This is a genomic window from Neorhizobium galegae bv. orientalis str. HAMBI 540 (assembly GCF_000731315.1).
Lineage (GTDB): Bacteria > Pseudomonadota > Alphaproteobacteria > Rhizobiales > Rhizobiaceae > Neorhizobium > Neorhizobium galegae.
On record NZ_HG938354.1, the window covers coordinates 1,324,276 to 1,347,057 of the forward strand.

General features: G+C 61.8%; 20 protein-coding genes and 1 other annotated feature. Of the genes, 14 read left to right on the forward strand and 6 right to left on the reverse strand.

The genetic code is table 11. The annotated features are described in order from the left end of the window. The first annotated feature begins 40 nt into the window (after positions 1-40). The 10 genes from RG540_RS28855 (at position 41) to RG540_RS28900 (ending at position 11,684) form a co-directional block, all read left to right on the forward strand. A protein-coding gene (locus RG540_RS28855; RefSeq protein WP_155414875.1) for an IS3 family transposase occupies positions 41-1,269 on the forward strand; the annotation gives its coding sequence in 2 pieces (ribosomal slippage) (positions 41-335 and positions 335-1,269; 1,230 coding nt in all). After that, positions 322-438 (forward strand) — a sequence feature (AL1L pseudoknot). Its footprint overlaps the gene before it by 117 nt. A 1,115-nt stretch (positions 1,270-2,384) precedes the next feature. Then, a complete protein-coding gene (locus RG540_RS28860; RefSeq protein WP_080725125.1) occupies positions 2,385-3,899 on the forward strand; it encodes an ABC transporter substrate-binding protein in 1,515 nt (504 codons plus the stop codon). A gap of 33 nt (positions 3,900-3,932) precedes the next feature. Next, positions 3,933-4,850, forward strand: a complete 918-nt coding sequence (locus RG540_RS28865; RefSeq protein ID WP_041365652.1) for an ABC transporter permease — start codon at positions 3,933-3,935, stop codon at positions 4,848-4,850. Between the two features lies 1 nt (position 4,851). Continuing rightward, the gene (locus tag RG540_RS28870) at positions 4,852-5,790 is read left to right on the forward strand and encodes an ABC transporter permease (protein ID WP_080725126.1); all 939 of its coding nucleotides are present in this window, start codon (positions 4,852-4,854) and stop codon (positions 5,788-5,790) included. Next, entirely contained in the window at positions 5,787-6,764 is a 978-nt protein-coding gene (locus RG540_RS28875; RefSeq protein WP_244446727.1) for an ABC transporter ATP-binding protein, read from the forward strand. The genes RG540_RS28870 and RG540_RS28875 overlap by 4 nt, the downstream gene beginning before the upstream one ends. Further along, the gene (locus RG540_RS28880; RefSeq protein ID WP_244446728.1) at positions 6,757-7,560 is read left to right on the forward strand and encodes an ATP-binding cassette domain-containing protein; all 804 of its coding nucleotides are present in this window, start codon (positions 6,757-6,759) and stop codon (positions 7,558-7,560) included. Before RG540_RS28875 ends, RG540_RS28880 begins: the two co-directional genes overlap by 8 nt. A 9-nt stretch (positions 7,561-7,569) precedes the next feature. Continuing rightward, positions 7,570-8,586, forward strand: a complete 1,017-nt coding sequence (locus RG540_RS31320; protein WP_051909886.1) for a 2-hydroxyacid dehydrogenase — start codon at positions 7,570-7,572, stop codon at positions 8,584-8,586. Continuing rightward, positions 8,583-9,770: a mandelate racemase family protein gene (locus RG540_RS28890; RefSeq protein WP_245291497.1), complete on the forward strand. Its 1,188-nt coding sequence runs from the start codon at positions 8,583-8,585 to the stop codon at positions 9,768-9,770. The genes RG540_RS31320 and RG540_RS28890 overlap by 4 nt, the downstream gene beginning before the upstream one ends. Beyond that, positions 9,767-10,798, forward strand: a complete 1,032-nt coding sequence (locus tag RG540_RS28895) for a Gfo/Idh/MocA family protein (RefSeq protein ID WP_051909889.1) — start codon at positions 9,767-9,769, stop codon at positions 10,796-10,798. The genes RG540_RS28890 and RG540_RS28895 overlap by 4 nt, the downstream gene beginning before the upstream one ends. Beyond that, on the forward strand, positions 10,785-11,684 hold the full coding sequence (locus tag RG540_RS28900) for a beta/alpha barrel domain-containing protein (RefSeq protein WP_051909891.1): 900 nt from the start codon (positions 10,785-10,787) through the stop codon (positions 11,682-11,684). The genes RG540_RS28895 and RG540_RS28900 overlap by 14 nt, the downstream gene beginning before the upstream one ends. 1 nt (position 11,685) lies before the next feature. On the opposite strand, the gene RG540_RS28905 is transcribed toward RG540_RS28900, so the two are convergent. The 6 genes from RG540_RS28905 to RG540_RS28930 form a co-directional block, all read right to left on the reverse strand. Beyond that, positions 11,686-12,618, reverse strand: coding sequence for a beta/alpha barrel domain-containing protein (locus tag RG540_RS28905; protein WP_041365654.1), 933 nt, complete (start codon positions 12,616-12,618; stop codon positions 11,686-11,688). Positions 12,619-12,630: 12 nt separating this feature from the next. Next, the gene (locus tag RG540_RS28910) at positions 12,631-13,632 is read right to left on the reverse strand and encodes an NAD(P)-dependent oxidoreductase (RefSeq protein ID WP_051909892.1); all 1,002 of its coding nucleotides are present in this window, start codon (positions 13,630-13,632) and stop codon (positions 12,631-12,633) included. A gap of 61 nt (positions 13,633-13,693) precedes the next feature. Then, complete coding sequence (locus RG540_RS28915) at positions 13,694-15,226, reverse strand: ABC transporter substrate-binding protein (RefSeq protein WP_041365656.1); 1,533 nt, start codon at positions 15,224-15,226, stop codon at positions 13,694-13,696. A 101-nt stretch (positions 15,227-15,327) separates the two neighbouring features. Further along, entirely contained in the window at positions 15,328-16,263 is a 936-nt protein-coding gene (locus RG540_RS28920; protein ID WP_080725127.1) for an ABC transporter permease, read from the reverse strand. A gap of 10 nt (positions 16,264-16,273) precedes the next feature. After that, positions 16,274-17,191 (reverse strand): ABC transporter permease, encoded by a 918-nt coding sequence (locus RG540_RS28925; RefSeq protein ID WP_041365661.1) that lies wholly within the window; start codon positions 17,189-17,191, stop codon positions 16,274-16,276. A 111-nt stretch (positions 17,192-17,302) separates the two neighbouring features. Beyond that, the gene (locus RG540_RS28930; RefSeq protein ID WP_041365663.1) at positions 17,303-17,998 is read right to left on the reverse strand and encodes a Crp/Fnr family transcriptional regulator; all 696 of its coding nucleotides are present in this window, start codon (positions 17,996-17,998) and stop codon (positions 17,303-17,305) included. Between the two features lie 167 nt (positions 17,999-18,165). Between RG540_RS28930 and RG540_RS28935 the strand changes: the two genes are divergently transcribed. The 4 genes from RG540_RS28935 to RG540_RS28950 are packed head-to-tail and all read left to right on the forward strand — an operon-like array spanning position 18,166 to position 22,426. After that, positions 18,166-19,299: a mandelate racemase/muconate lactonizing enzyme family protein gene (locus RG540_RS28935; RefSeq protein ID WP_046601108.1), complete on the forward strand. Its 1,134-nt coding sequence runs from the start codon at positions 18,166-18,168 to the stop codon at positions 19,297-19,299. Between the two features lie 21 nt (positions 19,300-19,320). Beyond that, a complete protein-coding gene (locus RG540_RS28940) occupies positions 19,321-20,385 on the forward strand; it encodes an Ldh family oxidoreductase (protein ID WP_041365664.1) in 1,065 nt (354 codons plus the stop codon). Then, positions 20,382-21,431 carry an ABC transporter ATP-binding protein gene (locus RG540_RS28945; protein ID WP_046601107.1) on the forward strand — a complete coding sequence of 350 codons (1,050 nt, stop codon included), beginning with the start codon at positions 20,382-20,384 and terminating at the stop codon, positions 21,429-21,431. Before RG540_RS28940 ends, RG540_RS28945 begins: the two co-directional genes overlap by 4 nt. Beyond that, positions 21,428-22,426, forward strand: a complete 999-nt coding sequence (locus RG540_RS28950; RefSeq protein WP_041365666.1) for an ABC transporter ATP-binding protein — start codon at positions 21,428-21,430, stop codon at positions 22,424-22,426. Before RG540_RS28945 ends, RG540_RS28950 begins: the two co-directional genes overlap by 4 nt. Positions 22,427-22,782 lie beyond the last annotated feature (356 nt).

The following is a 22,782-nucleotide window of genomic DNA, read 5'->3' on the forward strand; positions in this document are numbered from 1 at the left end:
GTTTGCCGGAGGCTCCAACTTCTGAGAGAGTGGAGCCGATATGAGCAAGACAACCAACAAGTTTTCACCTGAAGTCCGCGACCGTGCCATCCGTATGGTGCTGGATCACGAAGCAGAACACCCGTCGCGATGGGCAGCCGTTTCATCTATCGCGGCCAAGATCGGCTGCTCGCCAGCCACGTTGCATGAATGGGTGAAGAAGACCGAGGTCGACAGCGCCAAACGAGCAGGCTTGCCGAGTGATGTGGCCGAGAAGATGAAGGCTCTTGAGCGGGAGAACCGTGAGCTTCGTCAGGCCAACGAGATTCTGCGCAAGGCGTCTGCCTATTTCGCGATGGCGGAGCTCGACCGCCCCTTCAAACGATGATCTCGTTCATCGACGAACACCGAGGCGTGTTCGGGGTCGAGCCGATCTGCAGACTATTGCCGATTGCCCCGTCAACTTACTACGAGAACGTCGCCAAGCGCTTGGATGTGGACCGCCTGTCGGTCCGCGCCCGCAGCGATATCACCCTGAAGATCGAGATACGTCGTGTCTTTGAACAGAACTTCCGGGTCTATGGCGTTCGCAAGGTCTGGCGGCAATTGAAGCGGGAAGGCTTCGACGTCGCCCGCTGCACTGTCGCTCGGCTGATGAGGTCGATGAGCCTGCAGGGCATCATTCGCGGAAAGCCGATCCGCACGACGTTCCCGGACAAATCGGCTCCGAGCCCACTGGATCGTGTGAATCGCCAGTTCAAAGCTCCTGCGCCAAACAGGCTGTGGGTTTCAGACTTCACCTATGTCGCCACCTGGCAGGGCTTCGTCTACGTGGCCTTTGTGATCGATGCCTTCGCCCGTCGCATCGTCGGCTGGCGAGTGAGCCGGACGGCACACGCGGGTTTCGTCCTTGATGCTCTGGAGCAGGCGCTTCATGATCGGCGTCCCGTTCACGGCGGTGGCCTCGTGCATCACTCCGACAGAGGCGTTCAATACGTGTCCATTCGCTATTCCGAACGATTGGCTGAGGCAGGCATCGAGCCGTCCGTCGGGAGTGTTGGCGACAGCTATGACAATGCTCTCGCCGAAACGATCAACGGTCTCTACAAAGCAGAGGTCATCCATCGACGAGGGCCGTGGCGCAACGCCGAGGCGGTCGAGTTCGCTACCCTGGAATGGGTCGATTGGTTCAACCACCGGCGAATTCTGGAGCCCATCGGAAACATTCCCCCAGCCGAAGCCGAGGAGCAGTATTACGCCATACTGGACGCACCAGCCATGGCCGCATAACTTAAACCAATGGCCTCCGGCAAACCCGGTGCGGTTCAACCCAGCTTATGTTCCGGTTTGTTTCACCGATTGGGGCCGAAATGGAAATTGCTTTGGGTGCGCAAGCCCTTGAATAAGCGCACATCAAATTTGACCGACAGCATCGGCTAACGATCTCGACAGTCGGATGTGCTTGGAACCATGCGTTTGCGCTCTCGACGCTGCCGTCGTCCAGAACCTCCACGACGGAATGATGCTCGAGATCGACCATGATCGTGCGGTACCGCGAGGAATGCTGCCAGATCCAATCAACAATGCCCACAACCCGAATAGTGTCTTTTTGTATGGACGCCGAATTCTTGTGCTTCAATTGCCGCAAAATCGTGTCGTCGCTGACCGGCATTCCGAGCCGATGCAACAAGGTATTCACCCCGGCGACCCCCCACCCTGCGGCCAATCAAGCCGACAATCTCAGCCATCCGTTCAGTTCGTCGCATGTAGGGTGAAGCAATCTCAGGCAACCTGTCGGTGAAGGTTTGTCGCCCGCATTTCGGGTGTCTACACTGCCACCGGTTCAGTGCAAGCTCGATTTTCACGACTTGACCTGAACTGGCAAGTCCTGGAGGCAGCGGTTGTGCCAGCCGCGCCGGTTCCGGCTTCGCGTTCCGCCATCCGGGCAGACACCGACAGGTTCCGCAGTGGCAGAAACAACCCAGTTTTCTTTATCTTGAAGGGTGATACCCAGAACTTCGACCCTTGGGCCGGGTGACCATTTCAACTGCGTTCCCTTCCCCGCCGACCTGATTGCAAGTCGTCACCGATTTCCGAGCTCCCCATATTATGACATATGGCCCCACTCATCGTACGCGTGCGTCAATCACGATGGAAGGAATCCCCCACACGTGTCGCCTGTCCTCCCGTGAGCCAGGAATTGCCCCTCGAGAACCAAAAATAGTGATAGGTGCGGGCCGCGTTCGTTCTTACACATATGATAAGTTGAGAGCTTGATATGATTACATGACCTGTCGGCTGGGTGACAGCTTTTTAGACGATGTATGCCGAAATTGGCGGGCACGGTGCCCGGCGTGAGCTGGATGACACTCTTGTAAGTGAGCTGCCGCTACAGGGAGGGAATCATGATTCTGAGAATTGAGGCTGCACTGCGGTCTTGCGTTGCCGCATGCCTTGTCGCGACAGCGTTGGCGGCACCAGTATTGGCGGCCGAAGGGGCGATCGTCCTGGCACTTCCCTCAGAGCCCACGTCGATGGATGCTTGCGACGACAGCACCAATGCCAATGCTCGGGTGTTGCGCGGCAATGTGGTTGAAGGCCTGACGCGGCTCAGCCCGGATGGGGGCGGAGAGGTGATCCCGCTTCTGGCGACTGAATGGAAGCGCGTCGACGACAACAACTGGCTGTTCACGCTGCGCGACGGCGTCAAATTCCACGACGGTACGCCGCTCGATGCAGACGCCGCCGTCTACGGTATCAACCGAATGATGAGCGCCGAGCTGAACTGCAACACCCTGCCGCTGTTTAAAACACCCACGTCGGCTTCGGTCGAGGGCAAGATGGTGAAGATCACCACCAAAACGCCTGATCCGATCCTGCCGGCGCGCATGGCCTATGTCGATCTGCCCTCGCCCAAGACAGCTAAGGACAAGAAGAGTACTCAGCCGATCGGCACCGGTCCCTACAAATTCGTCTCGCGCGAGCCTGGCCAGTCGATCGTGCTGCAGGCCAGCGACAGCTATTGGGGCAAGCCGGTCGATTTCGCGAAGGCAACCTATGTCTGGCGCGGCGAGGCGACCATCCGCGCCTCGATGGTCAAGACGCGCGAAGCCGACATCGCTATCGACATCCCCTTCCACGAAGCGGACGGCCAACAGAACGCGCAGGAATATTCCACCAACAGCGTGTTTTTCATCCGACCGATGATGCTGAAGCCGCCACTGAACGATCTTCGCGTTCGCCAGGCGCTCGCTCATGCCATCGACAAGGACACGTTGACCGAAGTTCTGATGGAAAAGGCGGCAACGCCGGCCAGCCAATTGGTCAGCCCCCTCATCAACGGCAACATTCCTGGCTTTAGGGGCCTGCCTTTCGACGTCGACAAGGCCAAGAAGCTTCTGGCTGATGCCAAAGCCACAGGCGTGCCGGTGGATACACGCATCGAGCTGATTTCCCGCGCCGACCTCTTTGCCGGCATCGGCGAGGTCTCGCAGGCAATCCAGCAGATGCTCAAGAATGTCGGCTTCAACGTGAACCTCGTTACGGTGGACTCGGTCGCCTGGAGCCCGTGGGCCCGCAAGCCGGACTCCGCTAACCAGCCGGTGAACCTGCTGACGGTGACGCATGACAACGTTTCCGGCGACGCTTCGCTTTCCTTCCCCACCTATTTCGGGAGCGAAGCACGGCTCAGCATGGCGAGCGACGCTGACTTGAACAAGCGGCTGGAACAGGCCGGCACGCTGGTCGGCCAAGCGCGCATCGATGCCTACCGGGCCATCTCCAAGACCGCCTACGAGCAGCAGATCATCCTGCCGATCGCGGCACTGCAGAGCCGGCTGCTGACGTCCAGCAAGGTCACCTACAAGGCCAATGGCTTTACCGATATCGAGATCCATCTCGCAGACGTGACACGCAAATAAAGATTGCATTCCGCATCGACTGGACCGGATACAATGCTGAAATTCCTCAGTGCGCGATTGTTCGCGAGCCTTCTGACACTCGTAGGTGTCATGATGCTGGTCTTCTTTCTCGCCCGTCTGACCGGAAGCCCGGCGGCACTCTATCTGCCGGTCGATGCCACCGATGCGATGGTCGAAGCCTTCAATCGCCAGAACGGCTTCGATCAGCCCCTGCTGGTCCAGTTCGGCAATTTCGTGACCCATACGCTGCAACTCGATTTCGGGCCATCGCTCGCCCAGCAGCGCCCGGCCTCCGTCGCTGCGCTTTCGGCAATGCCGCAGACCATCCTGCTCGCCTTCGTCGCCATGACTTTGACGCTCCTGATATCCATTCCGCTTGGTACATTTGCCGCGCTGAAGCCCAATTCGCCAAGAGATCATGTGATCACCGCATTTTCCCTCTTCATCGCCAGCATTCCGGACTTCTGGTTCGCGCTGGTCTGCGTGCTGGTCTTCTCGGTCAATCTCGGACTGCTGCCGACATCGGGTCAGGCAAGCGCGCTGTCGTGGGTCATGCCAGTCGCGACCGTTATGTTGCATCCGGTCGGCGTCCTCACCCAGGTAGTGCGTGGCGCCATGCTCGAGACGCTGAATGCCGGCTATGTGCAAAACGCGAGAGCACGCGGCTATTCCTGGCGGCGGCTCGCCTTCCGGCACGCGCTGCGCAACGCGGCACTTCCCATCATCACGGTCGCTGGCGACCGGGCTGGGGGCATGGTCAACGGGGCGGTGATCGTCTCGGCGGTCTTCGCCTGGCCGGGCATCGGCAAGATCCTGGTGGACGCGGTCTACACCCGCGACTTCGCCGTCATCCAGGCCGGCGTCTTCGTGGTCGGCCTCACCGTCATCCTTCTCAATATTCTGGTCGATCTCGTCTATGCCGTGGCCGACCCCCGCATCCGGATTTCCTGAGATGGCGGCCCTCGACACTCCCGCACCCGCCCTGCCCTTACGAACCCGTCTATTGACCGGGCGGTCGGGACGTCTGCTCCGCTCGCCGCTCCCACTCTGCTGCGCGACCTTACTCTGCCTGCTTGTCGTGGTTGCGCTTGTCGGCACGCCGCTAGTGAAGGATTTTGCAGACACCCAGAACCTGCGCCTGCGTTTCTTCGCGCCTTTCAGCCTCAAGAATGGCTGGGGCTACATGCTGGGCACTGACGCACTCGGGCGAAGTGTGCTGGCCCAGCTGGTCGTCGGAGCCCGCACGAGCTTCCTCGTCGCCGGGGCCACGGTGGCGCTTGCTTGCTTCATCGGCACCACCATCGGCATGATCAGCGGCTATTTCGGCGGCATCGTCGATACAATCCTGATGCGCATCAGTGATATCATCGTCACAGTCCCTTCGCTGCTGCTGGCGCTCGCGGTGCTTTTCGTGCTCGACCCGAGCGTCGTCAATCTCGTCCTCGTCCTTGCCATTGCCCGCCTGCCGGTCTACCTGCGCGTATCGCGGGCGCAGACGCTGGAACTGCGCGAACGCGTCTTCGTGGAAGCCTCCAGGGCGCTTGGAGCACGAGACAGCGCCATCATCTGGCGCGACATCTTTCCGCTCGTCGTGCCGACGGTGATGACCGTCGCCATGCTGGAACTGGCAAGCGTGATGCTTGCCGCCGCCGGCCTCAGCTTCCTCGGCGTTGGCCTGCAGCGCCCCGATGTTGATTGGGGGACACTGGTGTCGGAAGGCCGGGAGTATCTCACCCGCGCCTGGTGGGCGACCGTCTTTCCCGGAACCGCCATCCTGATCACCGCGCTCTGCGCCAACCTCCTGTCCAACTGGATGCGCGCCGACGCCGATCCGATGCAGGCTACCGCCATGGATCCGGCGCACACTGGCGAAGAGGCGGCCCGTCCATGATGCACGCGTTGAAGCCTTCGCTCCTTTCCATTTCCGGCCTAGGGGTGCGTTTCGGACCCACACAGGTCGTCCGGGGCATCGACCTTACCATTGCGCCGGGCGAAAGCGTTGCGGTTCTGGGTGAATCCGGCTCCGGCAAGAGCGTCACCGGCAAGGCCGTGATGGGGCTGATCAACCCGCCCGGCAGGGTGGAGGGTTCGGTGCGCTTCGAAGGCGAGGAGCTTGTCGGGCGCAGCGAGGCGGATATGAAGGCGGTGCGCGGGCCGGGCATTGCCATGGTGTTCCAGGATTCGCTGGATGCGCTCAATCCGGTCTATTCCGTCGGCGATCAGATCATGGAAATCCTCACCGTTCGGCTCGGCTGGTCTCGCCATCAGGCGCGCTCCGAAGCTATCCGGCTGATGGAACAGGTCGGAATTTCGCAGCCAGAAAATCGGCTGAAGGACTATCCTCATCAGTTTTCCGGCGGCATGCGACAGCGCATCTGCATCGCCATGGCGATCGCGCTCAAACCCAAGCTGTTGATCGCCGACGAACCGACCACGGCGCTCGACGTCACAGTGCAAGCCGGCATCCTGAACCTGATCAACCGCCTGCGCGCCGATACGGGCATGGCATTGCTTTTCGTCACGCACGATCTCGCTGTCGCCCGGCGGGTGGCACACTCCCTGATCATCATGTATGCGGGGCGCATCGTGGAACGCGGCACTGTCGACGACATCTTTGTGCGGCCGGCGCATCCCTACACGCGGGCGCTGCTTGCCTCCAATCCCGGCTCGGTCCGCCACTGGTCGCAACTGCAGCCGATTTCCGGAAGCCCTCCGGACAAGGCCGCGCGTTTTGCCGGTTGCGCCTTTGCGCCTCGCTGTCCGCGGGCCGAGGCACGCTGCACGGACGAGGCCCCAGAGCTGCGGCGCATTCTGCCCAATCGCGAGAGCCGCTGCCATTTCGCCGAGGAGATCGCCCATGCCTGAAGCGGATATGTCTGCGGCAAAATCGGCGAATGTCCTGTCTGTGCGCAACCTCACCAAGCATTTCGGCTCCGTCAAGGCACTCGACGATATCAGCTTCGATATCCGTGAAGGGGAAATCCTCGCGGTGGTCGGGGAATCCGGCTCGGGCAAATCCACACTGGCGCGGGCAGTGCTGCGGCTGATCGATGCCAGCGGTGGAGAGGTTCTATACCGTGGCAGCAATATCTTCGGGCTGCCGCGGGAAGAGATGCGGCGGATGCGCCAGCACATGCAAATGATCTTTCAGGACCCCTACGCTTCGTTACATCCGCGCCGGCGGGTCGAGGACCTGATCTCCGATCCCTGGCGCGTCCATCTAAATACCGTCGCCAAGCCGCAATGGGAGGCTCGCGTACGGGAGTTGCTGTCGCAAGTCGGCCTTCCTGAAAGCTATGCCGGCTATTATCCTGCGCGGCTCAGCGGCGGCGAGCGCCAGCGCGTCGCCATCGCCCGCGCATTGGCGCTCCAGCCGGATTTTCTTATCCTCGACGAACCGGTTTCGGCGCTCGATGTTTCGATCCAGGCGCAGGTCATCAAGCTGCTCATGGGCCTGCAGGAGAAATTCGGTTTCACCTGCATGTTCATTTCCCACGATCTGGCGCTGGTGCGCCTCATCGCCCACCGGGTGATCGTTATGTACCGCGGCCAGATCGTGGAGCACGGGGAAACCGAACGTATCTTCACCGCGCCGGCCCATGATTATACCCGGCTGCTGCTCGACTCCTCGCCTTCGCTGGAAGGCGAGACCGTTTATTAGGATTATTTCATGCGCGTTCTTGTCGATTGGGATATCCCGCCCGAGGAGCGGCCAGTCATCGATGCCTGGTCCGAAGGTATAGAGGTCATCGAAGGCGGCAGCAGATTGACGAAGCGGCAGAGGCTCGACCTTGCGCCGACACTCGACGTACATACCGGCCTGATGCGTACCGCGAGCCGCGCACTGCTGGAGGCGGCAACCGGCCTCAAACTCGTCAACCTGACGGGGCATGGCGTCGATCTCTTGCTGCGGGACGGCATACCGGACCTCATGAAGGCCCGTGGCATCCGTCTTGCCACCGCCGACGGAGGCGACATCGCCATCGCCGAATATGCCATCATGGCCATGACCATGCTGTCGCGGCAGGTTCTTCGCGCCCATGCGGCACTGGTCGAGCGGGGTCTGTGGGATGGCAAGCGCGGCCCGGAACTCCATGGTGCCACACTCGCGATCGTCGGTTACGGCAGCATCGGGCAGGCGACCGCCAGCCGGGCGGAGGCCATGGGCATGTCGGTCGGCATGGTGACGCGCAATCCAGCCGCTTATGCCGACCGGCGTCATGCCCGCGCCTTCGCCTACGGTTTCGATGGGCTCGAAACGGCCCTGGCTCAGGCCGACTACGTTCTGATGACTGCGCCGTTGACAGCGCTGACCCAAGGCATGTTCAACGCCCGGCGCTTTGCCGCGATGAAGCCGGCGAGCTATCTCGTCTGCATCACCCGCGCTCCGGTCATCGAGGAGCAGGCGCTGTTCGAGGCGCTGCGATCCGGGCATCTCGCCGGCGCCGCGCTCGATTGCTGGTGGCATGAGGAGGAGGATGGTTCCGGACGCGACGGGTACCCCGCCAATCTGCCGTTCCACCAGTTCAATATGCTGATGACCCCGCATTTTTCAGGGACGACCTTCGGCACCCGCCGCCGCGCCCTTGCGCTGATCGGGGACAACATAACCCGCCTCATGCACGGCGAACCGCTCCTCAACGAAGTTTCCACCGAGGATCTCAAGATAATGGCGATGCAACCATGACAGCAAAAGACATGAAACCCGATGGTGACATTTCCGGCCGCGAATGGGAGATCGCCCGGATCGGTGTCCGGACCTTCAGATACACCTCCTTCATCCGGCGCGGCTTCGGCCATTCCCATCCGGGTCCGCCGAACGAAGCCCTGCAGACGCTTTTCGAGATCGAGACGCGCGGCGGAGCGAAGGGTTATGCTTTCGGGATTGCTCCCGATCTCGCAGAGCGCACGCTGAGGCCCATGCTGATCGGCGAGAACGCGCTCTATCGCGAGAAGATCTGGCAGAAGCTTTCCGAGCTTCAGCGGGGCAACGGCGCCACTCTAAACGACGCGCAGATGGCGCTTGTTGATGTCGCTTTGTGGGACCTTGCCGGGCGCGCCTTCGGCCAGCCCGTCTACCGGCTACTCGGAGCCTTCCGCGACAAGATCCCGGCCTATGCGAGCACGATGTGCGGCGACCACGACATGCCCGGCGGGCTGAACAGCCCGGAAGCCTATGCCGATTTTGCCGTGCAGTGCCGCGATGAAGGTTACACCGCATTGAAGATGCATCCATGGATGCCACCCGTACCCGGCGCGCCTTCCGTCGATCGGGATATCGCCATGTGCGTCGAGGTGCGCAAGCGGGTCGGCGACAGCATGCATCTGATGCTCGATCCCTACCACCAGTACAGCCGCCAGGAAGCAAAGAGGATCGGCCGCGCCATCGAGGAACTCGGCTTCCTCTGGATGGAAGAGCCGATGCGGGAGGCGAGCGTCAGCTCCTACCAATGGCTGTGCGACGAACTCGACCTTGACATCTGCGGGCCGGAGACTGCGCCGGGGCAGATCTGGACGCGGGCGGAATGGATAAGGGCCGGCGCCTGCGACATCCTCCGGACCGGCGTCCTCGATGTCGGCGGCATTACGCCGGTGATGAAGACGATCCATCTGGCCGAGGCCAACGGCATGTCGATTGAGTTGCACCAAAACGGCGCGGCGACGCTGCACGCGCTCGGCGCCATGCAGATTCCCGGCCGTTACTACGAACGCGGCCTGCTGCACCCGTTGATCGACTATACCAAACGCACCCCCTGGCTCGCGACCATCGACGACGCGATGGACAAGGACGGTAACGTCCATGTGCCGACCGGCCCCGGCATGGGCTGGGATATTGACTGGGACTTCATCAAGACCAACGAGGTGGCATGATGCGCGTCGGGGTCATTGGAACCGCCTTCGGCGAAAGCCGCTGCCAGATGCTCCAGCAGACGCCGGAGGCGCAACTGACCGTCGTCTGTGGCCGCGATGCCAGCCGGACACGCGCCGTCGCGGACCGGTACGACGCGGCCGCCGAGACCGACTGGCGCCGCATGATCGACCGCGATGACGTCGATGTCGTTGCGGTGTACACCTCGACCGACCTGCATGGGCCGATCGCGGCGGCCGCAGCGAAGGCCGGCAAGCACGTGGTCGTCAGTAAGCCGACGGCCGTCACGCTGGAAGAAGGCCGGGCGATGTTGACATCGGCACGATCCGCGGGAACGCATCTCGTCGTCGAGTTCGATACGCGTTACCTCACAGCTCCCTACCGGGTTCACAAGGCGATAGCTGAGGGGCGCCTAGGCCGTCTGATCCAAGGCGAATACGCCAACAAATGCCTGCGCGGGCAGGCTTATTACGACGAGGGCTCCGGCTGGCGCGGCAAGGCGGAATTCGGCGGCGGCTGCCTCCTGAACCAGGGCGTCCACGCGATCGACCACCTTCTCTGGTACCAGGGTGCAGTCGAGGGTGTGTGCGCCCTCAGCGGCACCTACGCGCATGATATCGAAGCGGAGGACGCGGCAAGCGCCATTATCCGGTTTGCCGACCAGTCCATCGCGACCCTGACGGTCACGACGACCTTCAATTCAGGGCTGCGTGCCGGCCGCTATGGCGGCGGCGGGACATTGAAGCGGGCGCAGGTGCATGGGGTAAGGGGCGCGGCCACGATCGAGGGCAATGAGGTGACCCATTGGGTCATGCCCGACGAGGATGTCGAAGCCATTCTTCCCGAAGCTCCACCGCTCAACGTCTTCCAGGATCTGGCCTGGAATCTGAGGGACCCCGCACGGCGCTCCACGACACTGGTCAGCGGCCCATCGGCACTGGAATCCATCTATCTCACCACCGCGCTGCGGCAATCCGCCGAACTCGGCCGGTATGTCTCGCTCGCGAGCCTCGGCCATGGCAGGGACTGAGCCGGTGGTCCGTCTCGTCGCGGATCTGCCTGTCGCATTGAACGACAATCTGTCCGTCAATGCCTCCGAAACATTGCGGCTCGCAGCACATGTCCGGGCAGGTGGCGTTCCTGAATTGCTGTTCAGCGGCAATGCAAACCTGTCGGCCTTCAGCCTCGCACAGTTCGAAACCGTGCTCGATCTGGCCGGCGAGGCAGCACGATACGGGCCGGTGACGATTGGGATCGGCCCCGAGCTTGGCCGCATGCTGGATCAGGCGCCGCTCATCGAGCGGTCAGGCCTGAAGGACGTGCTGGTGCTGCCGATCCACGCACCGGCCGATACGCACGGAACAGCCGACGGCATCCGCCATATCGCCGACCGTCTGGGCCGAGGCGTCATCGTGGATCTCATTCGGGACAATCACCTGCGGCCGGTGACGCTTCGCAAGCTGCTCGATGAAGGCTCGATCGTTGCGGCCCGTTATTCGGTTCAGATGCCCAATCCCGGAGATGACGGTTATCTCGACCGGGTCATCGAGGTCATGACGCGCGAGCGCATGATCGGCGGACTGGGAGAGGCTGCGATCCTCGATCATCTGGCTGTCCGCCGGTTTGGTGCGATCACATCAGGCGCAGCGGCGCTTGTACCGGCCCGCATCCGCGCGGTCGTAGAAGCGATCGCCATCAGTGACATGGCTCTCGCCCGTCGACTACTCACGCCGGTGCTCGAGCTTGAGCGCGTGCGCGCCATGCTGGGTCCGATCCAGGTCCTGCACGACGCTGTCACACACGCCGGAATTGCAGCCATGGGCCGTCAAATGCCGATGCTGTCGCCGGTCAAGGTCAAGTATCGCGCAGACATGGAGGCCGGGGTCGAGGCCCTGCTTGCCTCAGCCCGCGCTTGAACTATGCGGACTGGTGTTGACGTGCTTTTCGCGCGATGTCTTCGATACGGCGCAATGCCTCCAACACCCGCAACACTTCGGGCATGTTGCGCTCCTTGACGACGGAAACCATCGGCATCATCGGCCCCATGTCGGCAATGCCGGAGGCGCTGATGGCGCTATGAAGGACTTGAATGCCGCCAAAACTTGCCCGGACGCGCTCGAAGTCGATAAAGGGTTCGATGTCGACTTCGATACCGGCGCGCAGGCCGTCAAGCAACGCCATGGCGGCGGCCGGCGCGATGCAGACGGCCCCAGATGTAAAAGTGGCGACACCGCGGCGGCCCACATGGTCGACAATCGGCGTCTCGCCCATTCCGCTTGCCACCAGGTCGCGGCCGACAGCCGAAAGCACGGAATCGAGGTAAGGATCATCCGCCGGATCGCAACGTTCGACCGCATACTTGACGAACCGGACCGCCCCTTCGGCGATGAGCTTTTCCAGAACTTCGGGCCGCACATACATCTCGCGCTTGAGATAGACGATCACGCCAAACCCCAGCCGTGCCGCGATCCGTCGGATGCCATCGCCGACACCGTGAGAGTCCGATGGAAAGCCGGTCGGCAGCAGCATCACATTGCGCAGGCCCGAGCGCTCCACCAGCGGCGCCTGATCCATCATCTTTCCGTAGTCTGGACCGATCGAGGTGATGACATGGGCCATGTTCGCCGCGTCCGCCATGGCGGCCAGCGCGTCCGCGTAGTCGTCCAGTCCGAAGTGGTAGAGATTGGCGTTCCCGCCATAAAGCAGGATATTGACGCCACCATCGACGATATGGCGGGCGAGCAGCGCGTTCGGCTCCGGTGCGACCTTGAGCGACGCAGTCAGTGCAAGCGGCGGCACGGCCACGACTGATTTCTTGAAATCCTGGGGCGTCAGCATCGTGGCAGTCATCGGTCGGTCCTTTCAGATGGCGGAGATCATCAGGTGGCGCGCCCTGAGAACATTTCTTTTGAGGATTTCCGGATTGACGAGCCGTTCCGGTCGGGCGCCGGAAAGATAGAGGGCGATATTGGACAATGTCCCTTCGACCTGCCGCTCCACGATCTCGATCCCCGCGCCGCCGACATGGGGCGTGGTAATGACGTTCGGCATGCTGCGCAGCACGTGGTCGGGCGCGAGTGGTTCATCTTCGAACACGTCGAGGCCAGCGGCGCGAAGCCCTCCGGTCTGCAGCGCTTCGATCATGGCGGCCTGGTCGACGATCTGGCCGCGGGACGTGTTGATGAGCACGGTGGTCGGCTTCATCAAGCCAAGCGCGCGTCGGTCGATCATCTGCCGCGTCTCCTCGACCAGCGGGACGTGCAGCGAGATGACGTCGGCAGTCGAGAAGATCGCATCGAGCTCCGCCCATTGCGCACCGGCCGGCAGGGCAACCTCACGGTCGCGCTGATAGCAGATGACGCGGGCCTCGAGGCCGAGCAGGGCGCGTGCTACCTTGCCGCCAACCGCGCCGACGCCGATGATGCCCACGGTCCGGCCGTTCAGCATGAAGGGCTGCGCACCGGGCAGGTCGCGAAGCCATTTGCCTTCGCGCATGCTGTCGATGAAATCGAGCGATCGCCGCAGGGTGAGCAGCGTCAGCAGGACGGTGTGTTCGGCTACACTTGGGGAATTGAAGCCGCTGTTGACCGCCACAAGTATCCCGAGCTTCGATAGCAGACCCAAATCGAACCAGTCCGCTCCCGAGCCGGATCGATGGACGAATTTCAGGTTGGGCGCCTCCGTCACCATGTCCCTTTGGAAGGCGAATGGCAGGACGCGGCGGAAGCCCACGACATCCGCCGGTCGCATCGCTTCCGCCAGTGCGTGGGGGTCGGTGATGCTGCTAGGGAAGTAACGCACATCGTGCCCGTCAAACCGGTGTCCAACACCTTCGCGATAGGCTTCGTCGAGAAGAATGATCATCTGATTGCCATCAAAACGAGGGCGGGACACAGGTTCCTGACCTTATGCCCCCATGATTGCGCTACCGGGAAAGCTTTACAGTGTTGAAATACACGAAGCCATCGTCGCGCGGCGTCCAGGTCGTCCGGGCGGACAGGCCGTGGATGTAGTCGATGCCGAAAATCGGGATGACCCAGTATTTGCCATAGGCATCCGCCCAGAGGCTGCGATAGGCCGTGACCCGCTCGCTGCCGCTCAGAACGGCCGCCTTGTCCATGCCGGCCTGGAATGCCACATCGTCGGAATGCGAGAACTGGCCGGTTCCGTAGTAGAAGTTCATCACGCGACTGGTGTCGAACTGGATGTTGCTCGCCGAAATGATGATCATGTCGGTTCGCTCCTGGCCTTCCTTGTTCGCAAACAGCAGGTCGCGCCAGGGGCCGGCTTCCATCGGGACCAGCGTGACCTTGAGGCCCGTCTCCTGCAGCATGCCCTGCATGGCCTCGGCAAGTTCGCTGACATTCGGAATGAGGTCGGTGCGCACGATCAGCTTGAGCTGCTTGCCGGTTGCTCCCGCGGTGCTGACGAGGTTCTTGGCCTCGGCCGGGTTGCTGGGATATTCCTTGAGGTCGGGATTGAAGCCGAGCGCCGAGGGCCGGATGATCTGGCCGTTCAGGGGCGTCGAAACACCCGGATAGAGCGCCTGCCGGATGGTAGCCGTGTCGATCGCTTGCGAAATCGCCTTGCGCACGTTGACGTCGGCAAGAACCGGGTTCTTGACATTCAGACGGAGGAATACGGCCTCGGTCGTATGTTCCGCCACGGACTTCGGCAGGGGCTTTGCCTGCTCCTGGGAGATATTGACGGCGATGTCGGCCTCTCCGGCCCGCACCATTGCCGCCCGAACGGCCGCTTCGGAGCGCGAGACGATGCGCACCTGTTCTATCGTCGGTCTGTTCTTGCCATCCCAGTAGTTCGGGTTGGCCTTGAGGGTGATGTGGCTGCCCTTGACCCACTCCGACAGCGTATAGGGACCGGTCCCAATCGCGCTGGTCGCGGTGGCCTCATCGCTCGTCGAAGTCAGCCATTTTGGTGCCATGATGTAGAGCTTGAGCAGCCGGCTCGGCAGCGTCGGGTCTGGCGACATGGTCTTGATATCGACCGTCATGTCGTCGATCTTCGTGGCGCTTTCGATGGTGCTGTAATCACCGCGGCAACGGCTCGACATTTTGGGGTCGAAGTAATACTTGATCGTCTCGGCGACGGCCGTGGCATCCAGCGCCTCGCCGTTGGAGAACTTTATCCCGGGCCGCAGCTTGAACCGCCAGGTGACCTTGTCGGTCTGCTGAAAGCTCTCCGCCAGCCATCCGACGACCGACCCGTCGGCTGCACGCTGGGTAAGGCGTTCATAGATGTTGTCGGTCACGAAATTGGTTTCGTAGCGGCATGCATCACGCGGCAGCATCGTCGCGGGCTCAGCCCCGATCGCGACCGTCAGCGCTGCGGCAGTCTGGGCATACACGGTCCCGGTGGCGAGCGGCAGAGCCGAAATGCCGGCAAATACGCTCAGGGTGACCGCAAGACATGATGGAAGAATCGGCTTCATTTTCATCATTTATGTCTCCTCCTCTTTGCGCCTTTTCCGGCGCTGCTTTTCTGTAGACGAAGATTGCGCCCGTTTGGACAAACGGCGCTGTCAAGCAGATGACAACTGCCTCAATGCTTGGTCAGCCGGGCAGCAATGCGTTTGCGATAGATCGGATCGTTGACGCTGCGCGCCCAGCCCGCAAGCAGATTGGTCGACAGCGTCGTCAGCGCGATGGCGAGGCCGGGGAAGGTCACCAGCCACCAGGCCGAGTCGATGTAGGATCGTCCCTGCGCTAGCATCAGGCCCCAGGAGGCGTCCGGTGGCTGGATACCCATGCCGAGGAAGCTTAGTCCCGCCTCCGACAGCATAACGCGGCCGAACTCCAGCGAGATGAGGATCAGCAAAGTCGATGTGAGGTTGGGCAGGATGTGAAACACCACGATGCGCAGATGCGTCGCGCCGAGCGAGCGCGCGGCCTCGACAAAAAGCGTCTGGCTGAGCGACAGGGTCGTCGCCCGGGTGACGCGGGCAATCGCCATCCAGCGCGTCAGTGCCAGCACGAGGACCAGATTTGCGATGCTCGGCCCGGCGGAATAGATGATGATGAGCGCAAGGAGCATCTGGGGGAAACCCATCTGGATATCCACCAGACGCATGATGATGTCGTCCGTCCGTCCGCCCCGATAGCCGGCGATCAGACCCAGCGTAATGCCGATCACGCTGGAAATAATGATAGTAATGAAGCCGACGCCGAGTGAGATGCGGGCGCCGAAGATCAGGCGTGCCAGGAGATCGCGGCCCAGCTGGTCTGTACCGAGGACATGAAGCCCCAGATTGCTTGCAAACATCGGGGGCTTGTTGCGGCCGAGCAGATTCTGCTTGAGCGGATCCAGCAGAACGCCCAGCTGAACGAGCTGGTCTGCGAATACGGCCCCGGCTGTTACCACGAGCAGGAAAATGACGGCTGTGAGCGCGACCGGGTCGTGCAGCAACAGGGACCAGTTGGAGAGCGGCCTGCGACGCCGACCTGTATCGCGTTCACGGGAAGAAGTCACAACAGCCATCAATCCACCTCTACGAATACCGGATGCGCGGATCGAGCCACGCATAGGCGAGATCGACGATCAGGTTTACCGCGATGACAGTCAGCGCCACGAAGATGACGCTTGCCTGAATGACGGCGAAGTCGCGCCGCTCGATGGCGTCGATGGTCAGCTTGCCGATGCCAGGCCAACCGAAGATGACCTCGATCACGACCGAACCGTTCAGCAGTCCGATGATCTCGTCGCCCAGTATGGTGACGATCGGCAGCAGCGCGTTTCGCAAACCGTGACGGATGACGATGACGCTTTCGTACAGCCCCTTGCTGCGGGCGGTCACCAGATATTGGGCATTCAGAACATCCAGCATGCTGGTCTTCACCACCTGCGCGAGGCGACCGATGCTCTGTGCCGAGATCGCCAGCATCGGCAGGATGAGATATTCAAAGCCGCCGTAGCCGGACGTCTTGAGCCAGCCGAGCTGCACGGAAAACACCGTGATCAGCAGCAATGCCAGCCAAAACGTCGGCACCGAGAGACCGAAGATCGATATGACCGTCGCCAGCCGGTCGAAGATCGACCCCGGCTTCAATGCTGCGCCGATGCCAACCGGAAGTGCGATAGCGAACGCGAAGGTCAGGGTTGCGAAAGCCAGAAGCGCGGTTGCAGGAAAACGGGACAGAACCAGCCCCATGGCCGGTACGTTCTGCCAGAGCGACATGCCGAAATCGCCGCGCAGCAAGTCCAGCACGTAGTAGCCGAACTGCGCGATGAGGGGATCGTTAAGGCCCAGCACCTGTCGCATCTGCAGATACTGCTGCTCGGTCGCATCGATCGGCAACATCAGGCGGGCGACGTCGCCGATCTGACGGGTCACGAAAAACACGACGATCGTCAGCCCGGCGAGAACAAAAAGCGACTGGACCAGGCGTCGTAAGACATATTGCGCCAATAATTCCTCCCGTTACCGGCCTCCTCGCCGGTTTGGACTTTTGCGGCGATCATACACCGCAAGCGGGCGGGTTCTGTCACATGGCCGACAAGAACCGGGCGAACGACGTGGCTAGTCGCCACGTGTGCGTTCGAGCAGTTCATCCAGCCGGGAGGGGTTCTGAAGCTTGATGGAGCGAAGGCCCAGCTCCACGAGGCCCGCATCCCGCATTTCTCCCAGGATGGTCGTGACAGTCTGGCGGCTGAGGTCGCAGACGCGGCTGATCTCCTCGTGGGTAATTCGCAGCTGTGGCTGTGGCGAACTGACCAGTTCCGGCGTGCTCCGTGCCAATTGCAGAAGCACATAGCCCACCTTGCTATAGGCGGTCGTCCCGCGCAATTCAGCGCGCATCTCGCTCGATCGGGTGAAACGGAACATCATGCTGCCCAGCATTGCAAGCATGATATCCGGGCGGCTGGCCAGCATGTCGAGGAAGGCGTCGGTGCCAAGTTCCCAGATTTCGGCATCGTGAAGCACCCCCGCCTGGCGGGTCCGCTGTTCACCGATCACCGCTTCCGAATAGCCGAAAGGCTCGCGCGGCCCTCGGATCGACAGGGTCACCTCCCGGCCGGATGCGTTGAGCCCGGACGTTTCGATCACTCCGCTTTTGACCGCGTAGACCGCCTTGGCCGGCATTCCCTGATGAAAAATGACGTCCTTGCGGGCAAACGAGCGCAGAATTCCGCGCTCCGCTATCGCATCGGTTATGTCGGCACGCCAGTCGGCGACGGACTTTTTTCTGAACTGGGCAATGAGAGGGGCGGTCATGGTGACAAGCTTTTCAACGTCGGTCCCTCCAGTTGTCGCCCAGACGACGGAACAGATACGGCGACATTGCCTATTATCGACCTGGGCCGAAGATCGTCAAGCTGATCACAAACGCCCGGCATACGCCACCGGCGTCTGTACTAGTGAATATTCAAGGAGACACGGGCTTGAAGATCGCTCGGATTGAGACGTTTCGTTACTGGGCCAAATGGAAAAACTGGATCTTCGTGAGAGTGGAGACCGATGACGGCCTGCATGGCTGGGGCGAAGCATCGCTCGCCGGTGCAGTCGATGCGGTGGAACGTTCCATCCATGAGCTGGGCCAGGTGCTGATCGGGCAGGATGCGGGCGGCGTCGAGCGACATTGGCAGGCCATGTTCCATACCTGGCGGTGGCGCGGCGGCGCCATTCAGTCCACCGCCCAGTCGGCGCTCGACATTGCCCTGTGGGACCTCGAAGGAAAGCGTCTCGGCGTCCCCGTCTACCGGTTGCTCGGCGGGCCATTCCATACCCGGATACGGGCCTATGCGAGCCATTGGCTAGGCGACGTGAAGACTGCGGAGGAGGCTCATGCCGGCGCCAGGGAGGCTGTACGGCTCGGGTTCACGGCGTTCAAATGGAACCCGTTCAAGTCACCGCGTTTCCGCACGCACGAGGCGGAAACCATCATGCACGACACCGCGCTCATGGAGGCGGCGCGCGATGGCGCGGGACCCGGTGTTGATATCTTCTGCGATCTCGGCGAACGTCTTTCCGCTCGCACCGCGCTGGCCGCCGCCCGCTCCTTCGCCCCCTTCCGTCCGGGTTTCTTCGAGGAACCCCTGCCTTACGAAAACGCCAAGGCGATGATTGCGCTCAAGCAGCAGATGCCCGTCCCCATCGCCACCGGCGAACATCTGATGAACCGCTGGGAATTCCGCGAACTGGTGGAGGGAATGGGCGCCGATATCCTGCAGCCCGATCTTTGTCACGGCGGCGGCATCACCGAGGTCAAGCGCATCGCGACATTCGCGGAAAGCCATTTCCTGACGATGGCGCCACATAATTCGGCAGGGCCGATCGGAACCGCGGCCTCGCTTCATCTCGCGGCATCCATTCCCAACTTCTATATTCTCGAGCAGATGGAGGGCGAACGCGAGATGCGCGATTCGATCTGTACCGATCCCCTGATCATCGAGGACGGATATTATCTGCTGCCCACCAAGCCGGGACTTGGCACCGACCTGGATTTCACCGCAATTGCAGATCGTGCGAGCCAACCCCTGCCGATCCGCCATACAACAGCATCGCGCTGGCACTGACCGACACCCGAGGAGACCGACATGCCCATGATTTCCGCATCCCGCATGCACCAGCTGGTGCAGGAAACCCTTGTCGCCGCCGGACTGACCGACGAAGAGGCGACGATTTGCGCCGATGCATCGGTCTTCGCGGACCTGCGCGGGGCCTCCACCCACGGTATCGTCTATATCGTTCGCCGCACGCTGGAGAGCATTCGCGACGGCAAGACCGTCTCCGGGTCGGTGATCGAGACCGTCAAGGAAAGCAGTGCGACGGCGCTTCTCAAGACCGCCGGTGTCGTCGGACCGGTCATGGGCAGGCAGGCGATGGAAATCGCGATCGACAAGGCCGAAACCAGCGGTACCGGGATCGTCAACACCTTCAACGGCAACCCCATCGGCCTGCTTGGCTATTATGCCAATCTCGCCGCCCAAAAAGGCATGGTCGGCATTGTCATGGCCAACACCTCGCCGTCGGCGGCACCCTATGGCGGCACCAGTCTGGTGCTCGGCACCAATCCCTTCGCCTATGCCGCCCCCTCCTCGTCGAGCCGGCCGATCCTCTTCGACATCGCCACCACAGTCGCGTCCTACGGCAAGCTGCAGCGCGCAAAGCGGCGCGGGGATCGGCTGCCGGACGGCTGGCTGATCGACAGGCAGGGCAATCCGGTGAACGATCCGGCAAAGGCCGACGAAGGCGTGATGCTTCCCTGCGGCGGCCACAAGGGGTCGGGCCTTGCCATCCTGATCCACCTGCTCACGGGCGCGCTGTCCGGCACCACCGTCGGCGGCGAGGACACCCACAATCATCCCGACCTCGCAAGGCGCGGCCAGGGGGCGCTGTTCATGGCAATCGATCCGGATTGGTTTGCGTCCGGCGGCGTCTTTGCGGATCTGGTCGAAAAGCAGATCGGCTTCATTCATGACGCGGCCCCCCTTCCGGGGGGCAAAAATCCGATATATCCCGGTGAACGGGGATGGGCCGAACTCGACCGGAGAACGCAAGAGGGAATCCCGGTTCCGGAGGAGGACTGGGCAGTGGTGATCAAGGCGATCCAGCAGTCGAAGCTGTCGACGGACCATCTGTTGCGCGGAATCCCGTCATGACGCTGACGCAGACGCAGACGCAGACGCAGACGGCGCAACCACTTCTCGATGTGCGCGGGCTGACCACGAATTTCTACACGGAGGACGGGATCGTGCGCGCCGTGCGCGACGTATCGTTCCATGTCATGCCTGGAGAGACGCTGGGGGTGGTCGGAGAATCGGGGTGCGGCAAGAGCATCACCGGCCTCTCGATCATGAGGTTGGTTCCAACTCCCCCTGGCAGGATAGATGGCGGCGAGGTTCTGTTCGACGGACGCGATCTGCTGAAGCTTTCCGCCAACGACATGCGGGATGTTCGCGGCAGCAGCATGTCGATGATCTTCCAGGACCCGATGACGTCGCTCAACCCCGTACTTACGATAGAGCACCAGATCGGCGAAACGGTGCGCCGACATCACGGCCTTACCCGCAGCCAAGCCCGCGCGCATGCCATCGACCTCCTGCGCAGGGTGGGAATTCCGAATGCCGTGCAGCGTGCCGACGAATATCCCCATCAGTTCTCCGGTGGCATGCGCCAGCGCGTGATGATCGCCATTGCGCTATCCTGCGACCCGCGTCTGGTCATCGCGGACGAACCCACGACCGCTTTGGACGTGACTATTCAGGCACAGATCCTGGAACTGATGAAGGACCTGCAATCGCAGCACCGCAGCGGATTGATCATGATCACCCATTCCATGGGCGTGGTCGCCGGGATCGCCGATCGGATACAGGTGATGTACGCCGGCACGATCGTCGAAACCGCAACCGCCGAAGAACTGTTCGCCAATCCCCGCCATCCCTATACCGTCGGTCTGATGCAATCGATCCCGCACCTGAACGCGCGCGACAAGACGCCGCTGCGACCGATCAATGGCCTGCCTCCGGGCCTCATCGATCCGCCCGATGCCTGTCCCTTCGCGCCGCGCTGTTCCTATGCGCGCGCTGCCTGTCGCGAGGTCCGGCCGCCGCTGCAGGAAGTCACGGCCGGGCATTCGAGCGCCTGCTGGTTCTGGGACGAGGTCTCGCGTGAGCGATCCGCCAGCCTTGCCGGAGCAATCGCATGACGCACACCGGTCCCCTTCTGGAGGTCCGCGACCTCGTGAAGCACTTCGGCGCAATCCGGAAAGTGGACGGGCGCGATGTGGGAACGGTGAAGGCCGTCGATGGTATCTCTCTGACCATCGCACGCGGCGAGACGGTGGGCCTTGTCGGCGAGTCCGGTTGCGGCAAGTCCACCGCGGGGCGCGCCATCCTTCAATTGCATAGACCGACATCCGGCGCGGTGTTGTTCGAGGGCCGCGACCTCACCAGGCTCAGCGAACGCGAGATGCGACACATGCGCCGCAGGATGCAGATGATCTTCCAGGATCCCTATGCATCCCTGAACCCCAAGATGACCGTCGCTCGCATCGTCGGCGAGCCGCTGGTCATCCATAACCTTCTGCCGCAGAAGCAGCGGCAGGCCCGCGTCGTCGAACTGCTTGAACTCGTCGGGTTGAAGGCGGATGCGGTCAACCGTTATGCGCATGAGTTTTCAGGCGGGCAGCGCCAGCGCATCGGGATAGCCCGGGCTCTTGCAGCCGATCCAGATCTGATCGTCTGTGACGAGCCGGTTTCGGCGCTCGACGTCTCCATCCAGGCTCAGATCGTCAACCTTCTGGAGGATCTGCAGAAACGACTGGGAGTAGCTTATCTTTTCATCGCCCATGATCTTTCGGTCGTGCGGCACATCTCAAATCGCGTGGCGGTCATGTATCTTGGTCGTATCGTCGAGATTGCCGAAAGTGACAAACTCTACGAGGAGCCTTTGCACCCATACACACGCGCGCTGCTCTCAGCCATCCCAATACCTGACCCGGTGATCGAGAAGCAAAGAAAGCGTATTATCCTATCGGGTGATATTCCAAGCCCCGTAAACCCACCTTCTGGATGTCGCTTCCGCACCCGTTGCCCAGTGGCCATGGAAATTTGTGCGCAGGTCGATCCGGTTTGCATTGAGCACCGGGACGGCCATCGAGTGGCCTGCCATCTTTACGCGGGTCAGAGCCAGGGGATTTGAAGGTATCGGATGAAATGTCATCGCAAAGTCCCGGTATAGCCGCTCGTGTAGTCTAGGTTCAGACTCCCGACAATGCGCCACTTTCCTACGTCGTCGAGGAGATGAACCGGCATCTACGGCCGGATCGTCCTTGCGAATTCGGCCCTGGCCGACCGCCGTGTCAGCGGCACGACCAAGGTTGCGACATCGATGACGCGCTTGCCTTTGTGACAAAGGCGCTCGGCGTGAAAGCGACACGTCTCGGCTCCCTGATCGTCATTCTCGGTTAAACGGCATCAGAGGTAATCACGAGAAACGTTCCGAGAAACGCGCCCGCGAAAAGGCAGAAGCATCACCGGGAGCTTGGGATAAGAGCG

Bases quoted from the DNA above. Each gene is read 5' to 3' on its own strand.
- RG540_RS28900 (WP_051909891.1), top strand. From the start codon at position 10,785: ATGGCAGGGACTGAGCCGGTGGTCCGTCTCGTCGCGGATCTGCCTGTC.
- RG540_RS28860 (WP_080725125.1), top strand. From the start codon at position 2,385: ATGATTCTGAGAATTGAGGCTGCACTGCGGTCTTGCGTTGCCGCATGC.
- RG540_RS28895 (WP_051909889.1), top strand. From the start codon at position 9,767: ATGATGCGCGTCGGGGTCATTGGAACCGCCTTCGGCGAAAGCCGCTGC.
- RG540_RS28910 (WP_051909892.1), bottom strand. From the start codon at position 13,632: ATGATCATTCTTCTCGACGAAGCCTATCGCGAAGGTGTTGGACACCGG.
- RG540_RS28950 (WP_041365666.1), top strand. From the start codon at position 21,428: ATGACGCACACCGGTCCCCTTCTGGAGGTCCGCGACCTCGTGAAGCAC.
- RG540_RS28920 (WP_080725127.1), bottom strand. From the start codon at position 16,263: ATGGCTGTTGTGACTTCTTCCCGTGAACGCGATACAGGTCGGCGTCGC.
- RG540_RS28940 (WP_041365664.1), top strand. From the start codon at position 19,321: ATGCCCATGATTTCCGCATCCCGCATGCACCAGCTGGTGCAGGAAACC.
- RG540_RS31320 (WP_051909886.1), top strand. From the start codon at position 7,570: ATGCGCGTTCTTGTCGATTGGGATATCCCGCCCGAGGAGCGGCCAGTC.
- RG540_RS28880 (WP_244446728.1), top strand. From the start codon at position 6,757: ATGCCTGAAGCGGATATGTCTGCGGCAAAATCGGCGAATGTCCTGTCT.
- RG540_RS28875 (WP_244446727.1), top strand. From the start codon at position 5,787: ATGATGCACGCGTTGAAGCCTTCGCTCCTTTCCATTTCCGGCCTAGGG.
- RG540_RS28930 (WP_041365663.1), bottom strand. From the start codon at position 17,998: ATGACCGCCCCTCTCATTGCCCAGTTCAGAAAAAAGTCCGTCGCCGAC.
- RG540_RS28905 (WP_041365654.1), bottom strand. From the start codon at position 12,618: ATGACTGCCACGATGCTGACGCCCCAGGATTTCAAGAAATCAGTCGTG.
- RG540_RS28865 (WP_041365652.1), top strand. From the start codon at position 3,933: ATGCTGAAATTCCTCAGTGCGCGATTGTTCGCGAGCCTTCTGACACTC.
- RG540_RS28945 (WP_046601107.1), top strand. From the start codon at position 20,382: ATGACGCTGACGCAGACGCAGACGCAGACGCAGACGGCGCAACCACTT.
- RG540_RS28870 (WP_080725126.1), top strand. From the start codon at position 4,852: ATGGCGGCCCTCGACACTCCCGCACCCGCCCTGCCCTTACGAACCCGT.
- RG540_RS28890 (WP_245291497.1), top strand. From the start codon at position 8,583: ATGACAGCAAAAGACATGAAACCCGATGGTGACATTTCCGGCCGCGAA.
- RG540_RS28915 (WP_041365656.1), bottom strand. From the start codon at position 15,226: ATGATGAAAATGAAGCCGATTCTTCCATCATGTCTTGCGGTCACCCTG.